Genomic DNA, 15291 nt, shown 5'->3' with positions numbered 1-15291 from the left:
GCGCAGGCGTTGCGCGCGTCCCGCGAGGCGCGGGCGGCGCGCCGCCTGACCGACCGCAACATCAACAAGAACAGGCTGGAACCCATGAACGATACGCCCTCGAGGCTGCCGCTCAACCGCAGCGCGATCCTGCTCCTGATCGTCGCTCTCGCCGTGATCTGGTTCGTGCCGCTCGGCTGGCGCCATCTGCTGCCGAGTGACGAAGGCCGCTACGCCGAAATGGCGCGCGAGATGCTCGCCAGCGGCGACTGGATCACCCCCCGCTACAACGGCTACAAGTATTTCGAGAAGCCGCCGCTGCAAACCTGGATGAATGCGCTCACGTTCGCATGGTTCGGCATTGGCGAATGGCAGGCGCGCCTCTATACCGCCCTCACGGGCTTCGCCGGCGTGCTGCTGATCGGCTTCACCGGCGCGCGCGTCTTCAACGCCGCCACGGGCTTCTTCGCCGCGCTCGTGCTCGCCTGCGCGCCGTACTGGAACCTGATGGGCCACTTCAACACGCTCGACATGGCCCTGTCGTTCTGGATGGAGCTCACGCTGTGCGCCCTGCTGCTCGCCCAGCGCCCGAACCTGCCTACCCGCACGGCGCGGCTGTGGATGTGGGTCTGCTGGGCGGCGATGGCGCTCGCCGTGCTCTCGAAGGGCCTGGTCGGCCTGATCCTGCCGGGCGCCGTGCTGGTGCTCTACACGGTGATCTCGCGCGACTGGGCGATCTGGAAGCGTCTGTACCTCGTGAGCGGCCTGATCGTGTTCTTCGCGATCGTCTCGCCGTGGTTCGTGCTGGTGCAACAGCGCAATCCGGAATTCTTCAACTTCTTCTTCATCGTCCAGCAGTTCCAGCGCTATCTCACGCCCGCGCAGAACCGTCCCGGCCCGTTCTACTACTTCGTGCCCGTGATGCTCGTGGGCTTCCTGCCGTGGCTCTCGGTCAGCGTCCAGAGCGTGCGCCACGCGCTGCGCGCGCCGAACCAGCCCAACGGTTTCGCGCCGGTCACGATGATGCTCGTCTGGAGCGTGTTCATCTTCCTGTTCTTCAGTGCGTCGCACTCGAAGCTGCTTTCGTACACGCTGCCGATCGCGCCGCCGCTTGCGCTCATCATCGGCCTGTATCTGCCTCTCATGACGCGCAAGCAGTGGAGTCGCCATCTGACGGGCTATGCCGTGCTCGCCGTCGCGCTGATGGCCGGCTCCTTCGTGCTCACGCGCCTCGGCGATGCGCGCAATCCCAACGCGCTCTATCGCGAGTTCCAGGTCTGGGTGTTCGCCGCCGCCGCAGTCGCCTTCGTCGTCACCATGATCGGACTGCGCCTCATCCGCGCGAAGCGCACGCCCGAGACGGGCGCGAGCGCGCCGGCCGTGGCGCTCGGCACCGCGTGGCTGCTGCTCGCGACCATCGCGGGCACGGGGCACGACGTGTTTGGCACGCTCAGCTCGGGCGCGCCGCTCGCCCCCGCGGTGCGCGCGGCCATCGCCAAGCTGCCGCCCGACACGCCGTTCTATTCGGTGGGCGTGCTCGACCACACGCTGCCCTTCTACGTGCGCCACACGATGACGATGGTGCAGGTCACCGACGAACTGGCCTTCGGCATCTCCGAAGAGCCGCAAAAATGGGTGCCGACCATCGCGGATTGGGAGCAGCGCTGGAAGAACGAGCGCTACGCACTCGCGCTGCTGCCGGTCGATCGCTACAACGAGCTGGCTGCACAGGGTTTCCCGATGCAGGTGATCGCGCGCGATTCGCGCCGCGTGATCGTCGAGAAGCCGCAATCCTGACGTTTCCCGGGTTGACGGCGGCCATGTTCCGCACATGAGCGATAATGCTGGGCGCCGATGGTGCGAGACGGCGTGCCGGACTGCTGGCCCGGTCGGGCAGCACCGGCTGCAAAGGCCGCCTTCGTGGGCGACCGGCGTGGGCGACCGACGTAGGCGGCGACCGACGTAGGCGGCAAGCGACGGCGCGGCCGGCCAGACGGCTGCAAGGGCGCAATGGAATCCCCGTTGCGCGGGCCCGGCGAGTGTGTCGGGAACCGCTACCGGGTCGGGGCCGCCCAACCCGCGGACAAACCCGGCGCCGCCCTGCCAGCCGGAATGAGCCCACCAGCCGAGCACCCGCCCATGGGCGCCCAGGCGCACGCAGCAATCCCACCCCAAATTCACTTTAGCCACCCCATTCACCCTCCGACACGATGAATCCGATTTCCCTCATCTGCATCCTCGCCGGCGTCAGCCTGAATGCCTGCGCGCAACTGTTGCTGAAAGCCGGTGTCAATGCCGTTGGACACTTCGAATTCACCCGTGCGAACATCCTGCCCATCGGCTGGAAGCTCGCGACGCAACTGCCGATCATCGGCGGGCTCACCTGCTACGTGTTCAGCGTGGTCGTGTGGATCGTGGGGCTCTCGCGCGTGGACGTCTCGATCGCCTACCCGATGCTCTCGCTCGGCTACGTGGTCAACGCGTTCGCGGCCTGGTATCTGTTCGGCGAGGTCTTGAGCGTGCAGCGCCTCGTTGGCATCGGCATCATTCTGATCGGCGTGTTCGTGCTTGCGCGCAGCTGAGGGACGCAGCGGCGCCCATCAGCGCACGCATCGAAGCGTGTTTTCGTACCTCTGGCATCCTTGCACCGCAGCCGAATTCTGACCTTTTCTGACGTTCTCACGAGCAAAGCACTCATGACCCAGTCTTCCGCGCAGTCCCCCGTTTCGTTCCTGCCGTTCGTCAAGCCCGAGATCGACGAAGAAACCATCGCTGGCGTCGCCGAGGTGCTGCGCTCGGGTTGGATCACGACCGGTCCGCAGAACCAGGCGTTCGAGGCCGCGCTCTCCGAATACTGCGGCGGCCGCCCGGTGCGCACCTTCAACTCGGGCACCGCGACGCTCGAGATCGGCCTGCGCATCGCGGGCGTGGGCCCCGGCGACGAGGTCATCACGACGCCCGCCTCGTGGGTCTCCACGAGCAACGTGATCTACGAAGTGGGCGCGACGCCGGTGTTCGCCGACATCGACCCCGTCACGCGCAACATCGACCTCGACAAGCTCGAGGCCGCCATCACGCCGCGCACAAAGGCGATCATCCCCGTCTACCTCGCGGGCCTGCCCGTCGACATGGACCGCCTCTACGCGATCGCCCGCCAGCACAAGCTGCGCGTGATCGAAGACGCCGCGCAGGCGTTCGGCTCGACGTGGAACGGCAAGCGCATTGGCGCGATCGGCGACATCGTCTCGTTCAGCTTCCACGCCAACAAGAACCTCACGTCGATCGAAGGCGGCGCGCTCGTGCTCAACAACGAGGATGAAGCCGAGCTCGCCCGCAAGTACCGCCTGCAGGGCATCACGCGCACGGGCTTCGACGGCATGGACTGCGACGTGCTCGGCGGCAAGTACAATCTCACCGATGTGGCGGCGCGCGTGGGCCTCGGCCAGCTGAAGCACATCGAGCGCTTCACCGAGCAGCGCCGCAAGCTCGCGCATGCCTACTTCACGGGCTTCGAGGGCAGCGCCGCGGCGAAGCTCGGCGTGGGCCTGCCGGTGGCCGACTTCACCAACAGCAACTGGCACATGTTCCAGATCACGCTGCCGCTCGAGAAGCTCACGCTCGATCGCGCGGGCTTCATGGAGCAGCTCAAGGAGCGCGGCATCGGCTCGGGCGTGCACTACCCGGCCATCCACCTCTTCACGCTCTATCGCGAGCGCGGTTTCCGTGCGGGCATGTTCCCGCACGCCGAGCGGTTCGGCGCGACCACGGTCACGCTGCCGCTCTTCACGCAGATGAGCGTCGCCGACGTGGCCCGCGTGTGCCGCGCCGTCGACGAGATCTGCAAGCAGTACGCAGTCGGCGCCGCGGCCTGATCCACCGTTTCACACGGCGATTCAGGCGATGAGCGGGTGCGGCAGCCCAGGGGGGCGCACCCGCTTGATAGCGGCAATATCGACGCCAATTACACGCATTACCAGAACGGAAAAGACGCACTCATGACCCAAGCGGAACAACGCACCTTGACCCCGGAAACGCCGGAAGTCTCGGTCATCATTCCGGTCTACAACGAGGAAGCGGGACTCGCCGCGCTGTTCGCGCGCCTGTACCCGGCGCTCGACAAGCTCGGCACCTCGTACGAAATCATCTTCATCAACGACGGCAGCCGCGACCGCTCGGCCGCAATGCTCGCCGAGCAGTTCCGCGCGCGCCCCGACACCACGCGCGCGATCCTGCTCAACGGCAACTACGGCCAGCACATGGCGATCCTCGCGGGCTTCGAGCAGGCGCGCGGCGAGATCGTCATCACGCTCGACGCCGACCTGCAGAACCCGCCCGAGGAAATCGGCAAGCTCGTCGCGAAGATGCGCGAAGGCTACGACTACGTGGGCACCATCCGCATGCAGCGCCAGGACAGCCTGTGGCGCCGCAAGGCCTCGCACGCCATGAACCGTCTGCGCGAGCGCATCACGCGCATCAAGATGACGGACCAGGGCTGCATGCTGCGCGCCTACAGCCGCCACATCATCGACACGATTAACCGCTGCGGCGAGATCAACACCTTCATTCCGGCGCTCGCCTACACGTTCGCGCAGAACCCGGTCGAGGTCGACGTCGCGCACGAAGAGCGCTTCGCGGGCGAATCGAAGTACTCGCTCTATAGCCTGATCCGCCTGAACTTCGACCTCGTGACCGGCTTCTCGGTCGTGCCGCTGCAGTGGCTCTCGTTCATCGGCGTGATTCTCTCGCTCGGCTCGGCGGGGCTGTTCGTTCTGCTCCTGATTCGCCGCTTCATCATCGGCGCGGAAGTGCAGGGCGTGTTTACGCTCTTCGCCATCACGTTCTTCCTGCTCGGCGTGATCATCTTCGCGCTCGGCCTGCTCGGCGAATACATCGGCCGCATCTATCAGCAGGTGCGCGCGCGTCCGCGCTATCTCGTGCAGACGATCCTCGAGGAGCGCAACGGCCGCGAAGTGGTCGGCGTGCCGCGCCAGGACATCGTGCAAGGCGTGCAGGCGTCGCTCAACGTCTCGGGCGCCGCGAATCAGAGCAACCAGGGCAGCCAGGGAACACAGCGAGGAGCCCAGTCATGAAGCCGCGTGCCGTCGTTTTCGCGTATCACAATGTGGGCGTGCGCTGCCTGCAGGTGCTGCTCGCGCGCGGCGTGGACGTGGCGCTCGTCGTCACGCACGAGGACAGCCCGACCGAGAACATCTGGTTCGGCAGCGTGAAATCGGTGGCCGAGGAGCACGGCATCGACGTCATCACCCCCGCCGATCCGAAGAGCGCCGAGCTGCGCGCGGCCGTGTCCGCCGCGCGGCCCGACTTCATCTTCTCGTTCTACTACCGCCATATGCTGCCGGTGGACCTGCTCGCGATCGCGGCCCGCGGCGCGTACAACATGCACGGCTCGCTTTTGCCGAAGTACCGCGGCCGCGTGCCCACGAACTGGGCCGTGCTCAAGGGCGAAACCGAGACCGGCGCGACGCTGCACGAGATGGCCGCCAAGCCCGATGCGGGCGCAATCATCGCGCAGACGCCGGTGCCGATCCTGCCCGACGACACGGCCGCAATGGTCTTCGACAAGGTGACCGTGGCCGCCGAGCAGACGCTCTGGCGCGTGCTGCCCGCGCTGATCGCGGGCGAGGCGCCGCATCTGCCGAACGATCTCACGCACGGCAGCTACTACGGCGGGCGCAAGCCCGAAGACGGCCGCCTCGATTTCACCCAAAGCGCGCAGGACGTCTACAACCTGATCCGCGCGGTCGCCCCGCCCTATCCCGGCGCGTTCACCGAGATCGGCGGCGAGCGTTTCGTGGTCGCCCGCGCGCGCCTGGCGCGCCCCGGCACGGATCTGTCGAAACTGGCCGGATTGCCCCCCGGACTCCACGTAAGCGATAATGCGCTTTTCGCCGTCTGCGGCGACGGCCGCGCCATCGCGATCCACGAGCTGCGGCATGCGCATAACGGTCAAGAGACCGTCATCACCCCCGCCGCGTTCTCCGAATTCACTTCATCTGTCCCCCGTCCATGAAAACCGAAGGCTACGCCAAAAAAGTTCTGATCCTGGGTGTCAATGGCTTTATCGGCCATCACCTCTCCAAGCGCATCCTCGAAACCACGAACTGGGAAGTGTTCGGGATGGACATGCAGACGGACCGCCTCGGCGACCTCGTCAAGCATGAGCGGATGCACTTCTTCGAAGGCGACATCACGATCAACAAGGAGTGGGTGGAATACCACGTCAAGAAGTGCGACGTGATCCTGCCGCTGGTGGCGATCGCCACGCCCGCGACCTACGTGCAGCAGCCGCTGCGCGTGTTCGAGCTCGACTTCGAGGCGAACCTGCCCATCGTGCGTTCGGCCGTGAAGTACCGCAAGCACCTCGTCTTCCCGTCGACCTCCGAGGTCTACGGCATGTGCTCGGACGAGCAATTCGACCCGGACGCCTCGGCGCTGACCTACGGCCCGATCAACAAGCCGCGCTGGATCTATGCGTGCTCCAAGCAGCTCATGGACCGCGTGATCTGGGGCTACGGCATGGAAGGCCTGAACTTCACGCTGTTCCGTCCGTTCAACTGGATCGGCCCGGGCCTCGACTCGATCTACACGCCGAAGGAAGGTTCGTCGCGCGTCGTGACGCAGTTCCTCGGCCACATCGTGCGCGGCGAGAACATCAGCCTCGTCGATGGCGGCGCGCAAAAGCGCGCGTTCACCGACATCGACGACGGCATCGAAGCGCTGATGAAGATCATCGAGAACAAGGACGGCGTCGCCACGGGCAAGATCTACAACATCGGCAACCCGACCAACAACTTCTCGGTGCGCGAGCTCGCGCACAAGATGCTGGCGCTCGCGGCCGAGTTCCCCGAGTACGCCGAAATGGCCAAGAAGGTCCAGCTCGTCGAAACGTCTTCGGGCGCGTACTACGGTGCGGGCTATCAGGACGTGCAGAACCGCGTGCCGAAGATCGAGAACACGATGCAGGAGCTCGCCTGGGCGCCGAAGTCGACCTTCGACGAAGCGCTGCGCAAGATCTTCGAAGCGTACCGCGGCCACGTGGCCGATGCGCGCGCCCTCGTCGAGCAGCAATAAGCGCGAAGGACCTCGCCACTTGGCCCGCATCGTCCTGAAAATCGACGTCGACACGCTGCGCGGCACGCGCGAAGGCGTGCCGAATCTCGCGCGCATCTTCGACCGCTACAAGGCGCGCGCGACCTTCCTCTTCAGCCTCGGCCCGGACCATACGGGCTGGGCGCTGCGTCGCGTGTTCCGCCCGGGCTTTCTCAAGAAGGTCTCGCGCACGTCCGTGGTGGAGCACTACGGCGTGAAACAGCTGATGTACGGCGTGCTGCTGCCCGGCCCCGACATTGGCGTGCGCGCGGCGGCCGAAATGCGCGCGATCCACGAAGCCGGCTTCGAATGCGGCATTCACACGTGGGATCACGTCTACTGGCAGGACAACGTGCGCAGCCGCGAGGCCGACTGGACCGCGCGCGAGATGAGGAAGAGCCACGAGCGCTTCACGCAGATCTTCGGCGCGCCGCCCGTCACGCACGGCGCCGCGGGCTGGCAGATGAACGACGCCGCGTTCGAGCAGATCGACGCGTGGGGCATGAAGTACGCCTCGGACGGACGCGGGCATTCGCCCTATCGCCCGGTGGTGGCCGGGCGCACGCTGAACCACGTGCAGATGCCCACCACGCTGCCCACGCTCGACGAAGTGCTGGGCGTGGATGGCGTGGACATCGATAACGTTGCCGCGTGGCTGCTCAAGCGCACCGAGCACAATCCGCACGATCAGGTGTTCACGCTGCACGCCGAGCTCGAAGGCCAGAAGCTCGCACCGGTCTTCGAGCAGCTGCTCGCGGGCTGGCGCGCGCAGGGCCATACGTTTGCCACGATGGGCGACTACCATGCGACGCTGGACCCGGATTCGCTGCCATCGTACCCTGTCACCTGGGGCGAGATCGCTGGCCGTTCGGGCGAGCTGATCGTCCAGCCCGACTGAATTCCGCTGCCAGGCGATGCGAGAGCGCCGCGCGCACGAGACCACGCTGCGCCGCCAGTCCTGACCGTCGCCGCCGTGCAGCCCATAACAACAGGAGAGCCACGTGCCTGACGTGACCATCGCAGTCGACCAACCCGTTCCCGATTTCACCGCGCCTGCCACCGGCGGCGACTTCACGCTCTCGAGCCTCAAGGGCAAGAAGGTCGTGCTGTACTTCTACCCGAAGGACAACACGCCTGGCTGCACGCGCGAAGGCATGGAGTTCCGCGACCTCTTTGCGAAGTTCAAGAAGGCGGGCGCCACGATCGTGGGCGTCTCGCGCGACAGCGTGCGCTCGCACGAGAACTTCAAGGCCAAGCTCGAATTGCCGTTTACCTTGGTATCGGATGGCGACGAAGCGCTCTGCTCCCTCTTCAACGTCATCAAAATGAAGAAAATGTATGGCAAAGAAGTACGGGGAATCGAGCGCTCCACGTTCCTCATCGACGCCGACGGCGTACTGCGCCAGGAGTGGCGCGGGCTCAAGGTGCCGGGCCATGTCGAGGAGGTCCTGGAGGCTGTACAAGCGCTGTGAGGCGCGTTATATTGGGCTGCAATGAGTGCCTGTCCACCCCTTTTTTTGTCGCATTTGCCACACCCGCGCGGTCTCGACAACGGTCACAAGATGGCCGGTCCAGCGCATCCGGGGCAACGCGCCATTAAAGCAGTCAAGCCGCTTGCCTCGTCACCCGGGGCGGCGGCTTTTTTGTTGGTTTTTTCGTTTGTAGTTACTCCCTCCACGTCGCGCCGGATTAGCGACCCGGTGCGCGTCAACGTCAAGGAGCAGATCGAAAAACAGGCGAACCGGCATTTTCAGACCTGAGCGCGCACCCAGCGCGGTCACGGCGGGCGCCTACCCGGCACCCGCACGCCCCGCCCGAAAGCGCACCGTACGGTTAACACCGCGACCACTCGACCCGAATTTTTCGAGGGACACCATGCCTTTGCCTACTCCCCCCAGCAAGCTCGGCAACCTGCTGCCGCCCGATGAATACAAGGCCCGTGCGCGCACGACGCGCAGCACGCGCAAAGCGGCGAGCGAGAACGACGCCGCCGATGTCGCCGAATTTGGCGCGGAGAGCGTCGCCGATCCGATGACGCCCGCCGCCAACGCGTCAACCACGCTGCGCACCGTACCCATGTACACCGCCAGCGCCGAACTGGCCGCGCTCGAACCGGTCGCGCCGGCACCGGCGCGAAAACGCAAGCAACAAACCACTGCACTCCTGCAGCCGGTGCAGGCGCATGCCGAGCCGCAGACCGAAGCGCCTGGCGCACCCTCTGCACCGGTCGCGCGCGGCGGCAAGTCGCCTTCGGCCAAAACGGCGGATAGCGCAACCGCACCCGCCCCGCGTGCCGGCACGAAGAAACGCGTGCACCCCGAGGAAACCATCGAGGTCCAGAAGCTCTTCGTGCTCGATACGAACGTGCTGATGCACGATCCGACCTGCCTGTTCCGCTTCGAGGAGCACGACGTCTTCCTGCCGATGATGACGCTGGAAGAGCTCGACAACCACAAGAAGGGCATGTCGGAAGTGGCGCGCAATGCGCGCCAGGTGAGCCGCACGCTCGATCGGCTCGTGGCGAACGCCGGGCCGATCTCGGAAGGCATCTCGCTCGACCGCCTCGGTAGCCGCGAGGCGCTCGGCCGGCTGTACTTCCAGACCACGCTCACGCATATCGATCCGGTCGACGGGCTGCCCGAAGGCAAGGCCGACAACCAGATCCTCGGCGTCGTGCGCGCGTTGCAGCGTGACCGGCCGGACAGCCTCGTCGTGCTGGTGTCGAAAGACATCAACATGCGCATCAAGGCGCACGCGCTCGGCCTGCCCGCCGAAGACTACTTCAACGACCAGGTCCTCGAAGACAAGGACCTGCTCTACTCGGGCATCCGCGCGCTGTCGCAGGACTTCTGGACCAGGCACGCCAAGGGCATGGAGTCCTGGCAGGACACCAAGACCGGCACGACGTATTACCGCGTCACGGGTCCGGAGTGCGCGTCGATGCTCGTCAACGAGTTCGTCTATCTGGAGCCGCAGAACGGCGAGCCGACCTTCCACGCGATCGTGCGCGAGCTCAACGGCAAGACGGCGCTGCTGCAGACGCTGCGCGACTACGGCCACCACAAGAACAACGTCTGGGGCATCACGGCGCGCAACCGCGAGCAGAACTTCGCGCTGAACCTGCTCATGAATCCCGAGATCGACTTCGTCACGCTGCTCGGCCAGGCCGGCACGGGCAAAACGCTCGTGGCGCTCGCCGCAGGCCTCGCCCAGGTGCTCGACGACAAACGCTACAACGAGATCATCGTGACGCGCGCGACGGTGCCGGTGGGCGAAGACATCGGCTTCCTGCCCGGCACCGAAGAGGAAAAGATGCAGCCGTGGATGGGCGCCTTCGACGATAACCTCGAAGTCCTCCAGAAGACCGACGACGCCGCCGGCGAATGGGGCCGCGCCGCGACCCAGGAACTGATCCGCTCGCGCCTGAAGGTCAAGAGCATGAACTTCATGCGCGGCCGCACGTTCGTGGACAAGTATCTGATCATCGACGAGGCGCAGAACCTCACGCCGAAGCAGATGAAAACGCTCGTCACGCGCGCGGGTCCCGGCACCAAGATCGTGTGCCTGGGCAACATCGCGCAGATCGATACGCCGTACCTGACCGAAGGCAGCTCTGGCCTCACCTATGTGGTGGACCGCTTCAAGGGCTGGGCGCATAGCGGCCACGTGACGCTTGCGCGCGGCGAGCGCTCGCGCCTCGCGGATTACGCGTCGGACATTCTCTAAGGCCTCGCGGCCCCCGCGTTTGCGGCGCTTTCCGAAGCGCCGGCCGCACCCCCAAGGACCGTATCCGGGCAACCGGATACGGTCCTTTTTTCACGCTCCGCGCGGACTTTCGACGTACCACGCCCGCAACGGATCGCGCGCGGACTTCAAGTAAGTTGTGAAGAATTCTTGCCGAAGCCATGTTCGGCGGGCTACCATCCGCTCATTACCGGTTTTCCCCAATGGCGGACGTACGACGTTTGCCTTCTGCAATTCATGCGGCGACTCTGGCTTCCCTTACTGATCGTGGTCTTGCTTGCGGCGTGTTCCAGCGCGCCGCAGAAGACCTCGCGCAGCGGCGGTTCGGGATCGAGCGCCGATGCGTGGCGCACGCGGCCGCCGGGCTTCCCCAATTTCGTCGATCACAGCATCGGACGCGAGGAAATCTCCATTCAGGCAATGGGCCTCGTGGGCATTCCATACCGTTGGGGCGGTAATACGCCCGATAGCGGCTTCGATTGCAGCGGTCTTGTGAAGTACGTGTTCGCACGGGCGGCCCAGGTGGACCTGCCGCGCACCACCCTCGACATGAGCCAGCGCGGCGAGACTATCGACCCCGACGAGATCGCGGCAGGCGACCTCGTGTTCTTCAATACGACCGGCCGGCCGCACTCTCACGTGGGCATCTATGTGGGCAAGCTGCGCTTCGTCAATGCGCCGTCGACGGGCGGCACCGTGCGGCTCGACTATCTGACCAATCCGTACTGGGCGAAGCATTTCGACGGCATTCGCCGCATGGCGCCGCCCAAGCGCGCGCCGACCACGCCGTTCGATACGCCGACGTGGGAAGCCTCCACGCCCGCGACGGGTGCGCCGGCCGTTGCGGCTGCGGCTCCCGTAATGGCTCCTGCTATTGCTCCTGTTGCGGCTCCAGTGACGGCTTCGGCCGCACCGGCCAATGCCTCAGTGGCAGCCCTGCCTGCCGCCTCGGTGCCGCCTGCCCCGCGCATGGCCACAACGGACCAGAACCGCCTGACGTCGACGCCTCAGGCCGCCTATGCGGGCGCCACGCCCACTTTGGGCGCGACGCCTGCGCCGCCAGCCGACGCGTTCGAGCCGCCGCCAGCAGCACTCAGTGCGGCGCAGGTGCAGGCTCGTGACGCCGGCGCGATCGCACCTTCCGCTGCGCCAACGGCTTCCGTTGCACCCGCAACCGCGCCGCGCGACGCGATCAACGCCGCCGCCGATGCCTTCGAGCCGCCGCCTCCCGGCGTGCGTGCCGCAGAGCGGCAGGCCGCGCAGGCCGGATCGACGCCCATCGTTGCCGCACCGTCCTCAGGCGCACCCGTGCAGATCATGCGCGCCTCGACCGCAAGCGGGAGCACGCCCGCGCCCACGCAATCCAGCGACGATCCAATCGCCCGTTTCGCCAACGGCTCGAACTGAGCGCACCATCCGGGCCGCGCCTTCCATAGGCGCCGCCACGGCGCCCCGCGCCCGCCAGCCCCTGGCCCAAAGGCCAATCGAAAGGCAGATACGGTTTCGCGCGCCCGCTCTGTCTGCTATCGTTTTGGGACTGTTTTTCTTACTTTCGCGCAGCGAGGCAGCGATGGATCTCGGACTCGGCAACAAGGTGGTTCTGGTCACGGGCGGCAGCAAGGGAATCGGACTGGCCTGCGCCCGTGCGTTCGCGAAGGAAGGCGCGAAGGTCGCGATCGTCTCGCGCGACCCCGCCAATCTGGCGCGTGCGCGCGAGCAACTGGCGAGCGAAGGGTTCCACATCCATCTCACGCGCGCCGACCTGCACGAGCCGCATAGCGCCGCCGACGTGGTCGAGGAAGTCACGACGGCTGTCGGCGCCATCGACATCCTCATCAACAGTGCGGGCGCCGCGCGCCGCTACGACCCGGAATTGCTCGACGCCGAGGCGTTCAAGGCGACCATGGAAGCCAAGTACTTCCCGTACATCTATCCGCAGCAGGAAGTGCTGCGCCGCATGGTGGAGCGCATCAAGGCAGGCGCCGCCACGGAGCCGGGCGCGATCGTCAACATCATCGGCATGGGCGGCAAGTACGCCAGTGACATCCATATCGCGGGCGGCGCGGCGAATGCGGCGCTCATGCTCGCGACGGTCGGGCTCGCGCACTATCACGCGCGCTACGGCATCCGCATCAACGCGATCAACCCGGGTTCGACACTCACCGAACGCGTGGAGGATGCCTTGCAACTGGAGGCGGAACGCGAAGGCGTCAGCGCCGAAGACGCGCGTGCGCGCAGCGAGGCCAGGGTGCCGCTCGGGCGCTACGCGAAGCCCGAGGAAATCGCAGACGTCGCCCTGTTTCTGGCGAGCCGCCGCGCGAGCTATGTAACGGGCGCCATCGTGCCGATGGACGGCTGCACGACGCCTGTTATCTGAGCCGCCGCCAGCGGCCCACACCCGACGTTGCCAAAAAAAACGGCGCCCGAAGGCGCCGTTTTTTTTAAGTGTCCTGCTTTACAGGAACCGGTGACCGAGCCACCAGGCCGCCCCTGCAAGGATGGCCGAAGCCGGAATCGTCAGAATCCAGGCCCAGACGATGTTGCCCGCGACGCCCCAGCGCACCGCGCTGAGCTTCTGCGTCGCGCCCACGCCCACGATCGCGCCGGTGATCGTATGCGTCGTGGACACCGGAATGCCCAGCGCCGAAGCCGTGAAGAGCGTCAGCGCCCCGCCCGACTCCGCGCAGAAGCCGCCCACGGGCTTGAGCTTGGTGATCTTCTGCCCCATGGTGCGCACGATCCGCCAGCCACCGAAGAGCGTACCGATCCCCATCGACAGATAGCAACCGCCGATCACCCAGATCGGCGGCGCGGCGGCCGTGGCCGACGCGTAACCCGTCGCGATCAGCAGCATCCAGATGATGCCGATGGTCTTTTGGGCATCGTTGCCGCCGTGACCGAGGCTATAGAGTCCCGCGGAGATCAGCTGCAGGCGCCGGAAGCGCCGGTCCACCTTGCTGGGTGGGGTGCGGAAGTAGAGCCACGACACCGTGAGCATGAAGAACGAGCCGAGGACGAAGCCGAGCAGCGGCGAGATGAAGATGAAAGCGACCGTCTTCATGAGGCCGTCGAAGTTCAGCGAGTGCCAGCCCGACTTGGCGAGCGCCGCGCCCACGAGACCGCCGATCAGCGCGTGCGACGAGCTCGATGGAATGCCGTAGTACCACGTGAGCACGTTCCAGCCGATCGCGCCCATGAGCGCGCCGAACACCACATAGTGGTCGACGATATCGGGGTCGATGGTGCCCTTGCCTACCGTCTGCGCCACCTTCAGGTGGAAGACGAAATAGGCGATCACGTTGAACATCGCGGCGAACGCCACGGCCTGCTGCGGCTTGAGCACGCCCGTGGACACGACAGTGGCGATGGAATTCGCCGCGTCGTGAAAGCCGTTCATGAAGTCGAAGACGAGGGAGATGGCCACCAGCCCGACGACCACCCAGAGGGCGAGTTGTATCGAATGCATCGTGGTCCGCTCAGGCGTTCTCTAGCACGATGCCTTCGATGATGTTCGCGACATCCTCGCACTTGTCCGTGATCGTTTCGAGCAGCTCGTAGATCGCCTTCAGCTTGATCAGCGTCTTGACGTTGTCTTCCTCGCGGAAGAGCTTGGAGATGGCGCCGCGCAGCAGGCGGTCCGCGTCCGATTCGAGGCGGTCGATGTCCTCGCACGCCTTCAGGATCTCGCGCGCCTGCTTCATATCGGAGAGCATTGCGACCGCCGCCTGCACACGCTCGGCCGTGGCCGTGACCACGTGCGCGAGCTGGCTGGCCTCTGAGGTCACGGACTGCACGTCGTAGAGCGAGATGGCCGTGGCGACGTCCTCCATGAGGTCGAGGCAATCGTCCATCGTCGTGATCAGCTTGTGGATCTCGTCGCGGTCCAGCGGCGTGATAAAGGTCTTGTGCAACAGGTCGATGGCTTCGTGCGTGAGCTTGTCGGCGGCCTTTTCGGCGGCTTGCACGTTCTGCTTGTGGATTTCCGCGTCAGCCAGATTGTCGATCAGGAGCTCGAGCTCACGGCTTGCGGATACGATGCACTGCGCGTGCGCGTTGAAGATTTCGAAGAACTTGCCCTCGGTGGGCATAAAGCGACCAAACATATAGTCAATAAAACTATTTAAAATCAATCAGTTATGGGCGTCCGGCGGTCCGATGAACAGCCGCCATGTATAAACTTGCGTAGTTGCACTTTGTCACACAGGTGTCATTGTGCCAGACACTTACCCACCCGACTTAGTACAGCCTCTCCCCTGTGTCGTTTAAGCGATGGATACGCCGTCCCCTTGATCTCTTTCCACAATCTATGCGCCAGCCTTAACGACCTGCATTCATCACCGAGCCGCTTGCGGGGCGCTATCGCTTAGGCGTTGATATCCGCTTTCGTCCGCGCCGGGACTTCGATGTTGAGGCGCGGATAGGCAACCTGCCCGGTTTCGTTGGCAGGGATTTGTTCTA

At 65.4% G+C, this 15291-nt stretch carries 14 protein-coding genes; 12 read left to right on the top strand and 2 right to left on the bottom strand.

Annotated features, from left to right (window positions below; genetic code table 11):
• Window positions 1-84 precede the first annotated feature (84 nt).
• From E1956_RS09890 to E1956_RS09830, 12 genes are all read left to right on the top strand, one after another.
• Window positions 85-1776 carry a glycosyltransferase family 39 protein gene (locus tag E1956_RS09890; protein WP_134748448.1) on the top strand — a complete coding sequence of 564 codons (1692 nt, stop codon included), beginning with the start codon at window positions 85-87 and terminating at the stop codon, window positions 1774-1776.
• A gap of 413 nt (window positions 1777-2189) precedes the next feature.
• Window positions 2190-2561 carry an SMR family transporter gene (locus E1956_RS09885; RefSeq protein WP_028219199.1) on the top strand — a complete coding sequence of 124 codons (372 nt, stop codon included), beginning with the start codon at window positions 2190-2192 and terminating at the stop codon, window positions 2559-2561.
• Window positions 2562-2675: 114 nt separating this feature from the next.
• A complete protein-coding gene (locus E1956_RS09880) occupies window positions 2676-3851 on the top strand; it encodes a DegT/DnrJ/EryC1/StrS family aminotransferase (protein ID WP_134748446.1) in 1176 nt (391 codons plus the stop codon).
• A 123-nt stretch (window positions 3852-3974) separates the two neighbouring features.
• On the top strand, window positions 3975-5069 hold the full coding sequence (locus tag E1956_RS09875) for a glycosyltransferase (protein ID WP_232071080.1): 1095 nt from the start codon (window positions 3975-3977) through the stop codon (window positions 5067-5069).
• Entirely contained in the window at window positions 5066-6010 is a 945-nt protein-coding gene (locus E1956_RS09870) for a formyltransferase (protein WP_134748444.1), read from the top strand. The genes E1956_RS09875 and E1956_RS09870 overlap by 4 nt, the downstream gene beginning before the upstream one ends.
• Window positions 6007-7071: a bifunctional UDP-4-keto-pentose/UDP-xylose synthase gene (locus tag E1956_RS09865; RefSeq protein WP_134748442.1), complete on the top strand. Its 1065-nt coding sequence runs from the start codon at window positions 6007-6009 to the stop codon at window positions 7069-7071. Before E1956_RS09870 ends, E1956_RS09865 begins: the two co-directional genes overlap by 4 nt.
• 19 nt (window positions 7072-7090) lie before the next feature.
• The gene (locus E1956_RS09860) at window positions 7091-7987 is read left to right on the top strand and encodes a polysaccharide deacetylase family protein (protein ID WP_134748440.1); all 897 of its coding nucleotides are present in this window, start codon (window positions 7091-7093) and stop codon (window positions 7985-7987) included.
• A 112-nt stretch (window positions 7988-8099) separates the two neighbouring features.
• Window positions 8100-8561 carry a peroxiredoxin gene (locus E1956_RS09855; protein ID WP_134750500.1) on the top strand — a complete coding sequence of 154 codons (462 nt, stop codon included), beginning with the start codon at window positions 8100-8102 and terminating at the stop codon, window positions 8559-8561.
• Window positions 8562-8651: 90 nt separating this feature from the next.
• The gene (locus tag E1956_RS09850) at window positions 8652-8849 is read left to right on the top strand and encodes a hypothetical protein (protein ID WP_134748438.1); all 198 of its coding nucleotides are present in this window, start codon (window positions 8652-8654) and stop codon (window positions 8847-8849) included.
• Between the two features lie 115 nt (window positions 8850-8964).
• Window positions 8965-10815 carry a PhoH family protein gene (locus tag E1956_RS09840; protein WP_134748436.1) on the top strand — a complete coding sequence of 617 codons (1851 nt, stop codon included), beginning with the start codon at window positions 8965-8967 and terminating at the stop codon, window positions 10813-10815.
• Window positions 10816-11070: 255 nt separating this feature from the next.
• Window positions 11071-12240: a C40 family peptidase gene (locus tag E1956_RS09835; protein WP_134748434.1), complete on the top strand. Its 1170-nt coding sequence runs from the start codon at window positions 11071-11073 to the stop codon at window positions 12238-12240.
• A gap of 163 nt (window positions 12241-12403) precedes the next feature.
• The gene (locus E1956_RS09830; RefSeq protein WP_134748432.1) at window positions 12404-13210 is read left to right on the top strand and encodes an SDR family oxidoreductase; all 807 of its coding nucleotides are present in this window, start codon (window positions 12404-12406) and stop codon (window positions 13208-13210) included.
• A gap of 78 nt (window positions 13211-13288) precedes the next feature.
• Here E1956_RS09830 and E1956_RS09825 read toward each other — a convergent pair whose 3' ends face one another.
• Window positions 13289-14299 carry an inorganic phosphate transporter gene (locus tag E1956_RS09825; RefSeq protein ID WP_134748430.1) on the bottom strand — a complete coding sequence of 337 codons (1011 nt, stop codon included), beginning with the start codon at window positions 14297-14299 and terminating at the stop codon, window positions 13289-13291.
• Window positions 14300-14309: 10 nt separating this feature from the next.
• Window positions 14310-14936, bottom strand: a complete 627-nt coding sequence (locus tag E1956_RS09820; RefSeq protein ID WP_134748428.1) for a DUF47 domain-containing protein — start codon at window positions 14934-14936, stop codon at window positions 14310-14312.
• Window positions 14937-15291: the final 355 nt, after the last annotated feature.

The organism is Paraburkholderia pallida (assembly GCF_004524855.1).
Classification (GTDB): Bacteria; Pseudomonadota; Gammaproteobacteria; order Burkholderiales; family Burkholderiaceae; genus Paraburkholderia; species Paraburkholderia oxyphila.
This window is presented reverse-complemented; position numbering and strand designations above follow the sequence as displayed.

Excerpts from the sequence above, each read along its gene's own strand:
- E1956_RS09890 (WP_134748448.1), top strand. The coding sequence starts at position 85 with ATGAACGATACGCCCTCGAGGCTGCCGCTCAACCGCAGCGCGATCCTG.
- E1956_RS09880 (WP_134748446.1), top strand. The coding sequence starts at position 2,676 with ATGACCCAGTCTTCCGCGCAGTCCCCCGTTTCGTTCCTGCCGTTCGTC.
- E1956_RS09850 (WP_134748438.1), top strand. The coding sequence starts at position 8,652 with ATGGCCGGTCCAGCGCATCCGGGGCAACGCGCCATTAAAGCAGTCAAG.
- E1956_RS09885 (WP_028219199.1), top strand. The coding sequence starts at position 2,190 with ATGAATCCGATTTCCCTCATCTGCATCCTCGCCGGCGTCAGCCTGAAT.
- E1956_RS09865 (WP_134748442.1), top strand. The coding sequence starts at position 6,007 with ATGAAAACCGAAGGCTACGCCAAAAAAGTTCTGATCCTGGGTGTCAAT.
- E1956_RS09835 (WP_134748434.1), top strand. The coding sequence starts at position 11,071 with ATGCGGCGACTCTGGCTTCCCTTACTGATCGTGGTCTTGCTTGCGGCG.
- E1956_RS09825 (WP_134748430.1), bottom strand. The coding sequence starts at position 14,299 with ATGCATTCGATACAACTCGCCCTCTGGGTGGTCGTCGGGCTGGTGGCC.
- E1956_RS09875 (WP_232071080.1), top strand. The coding sequence starts at position 3,975 with ATGACCCAAGCGGAACAACGCACCTTGACCCCGGAAACGCCGGAAGTC.
- E1956_RS09830 (WP_134748432.1), top strand. The coding sequence starts at position 12,404 with ATGGATCTCGGACTCGGCAACAAGGTGGTTCTGGTCACGGGCGGCAGC.
- E1956_RS09820 (WP_134748428.1), bottom strand. The coding sequence starts at position 14,936 with ATGTTTGGTCGCTTTATGCCCACCGAGGGCAAGTTCTTCGAAATCTTC.
- E1956_RS09870 (WP_134748444.1), top strand. The coding sequence starts at position 5,066 with ATGAAGCCGCGTGCCGTCGTTTTCGCGTATCACAATGTGGGCGTGCGC.
- E1956_RS09840 (WP_134748436.1), top strand. The coding sequence starts at position 8,965 with ATGCCTTTGCCTACTCCCCCCAGCAAGCTCGGCAACCTGCTGCCGCCC.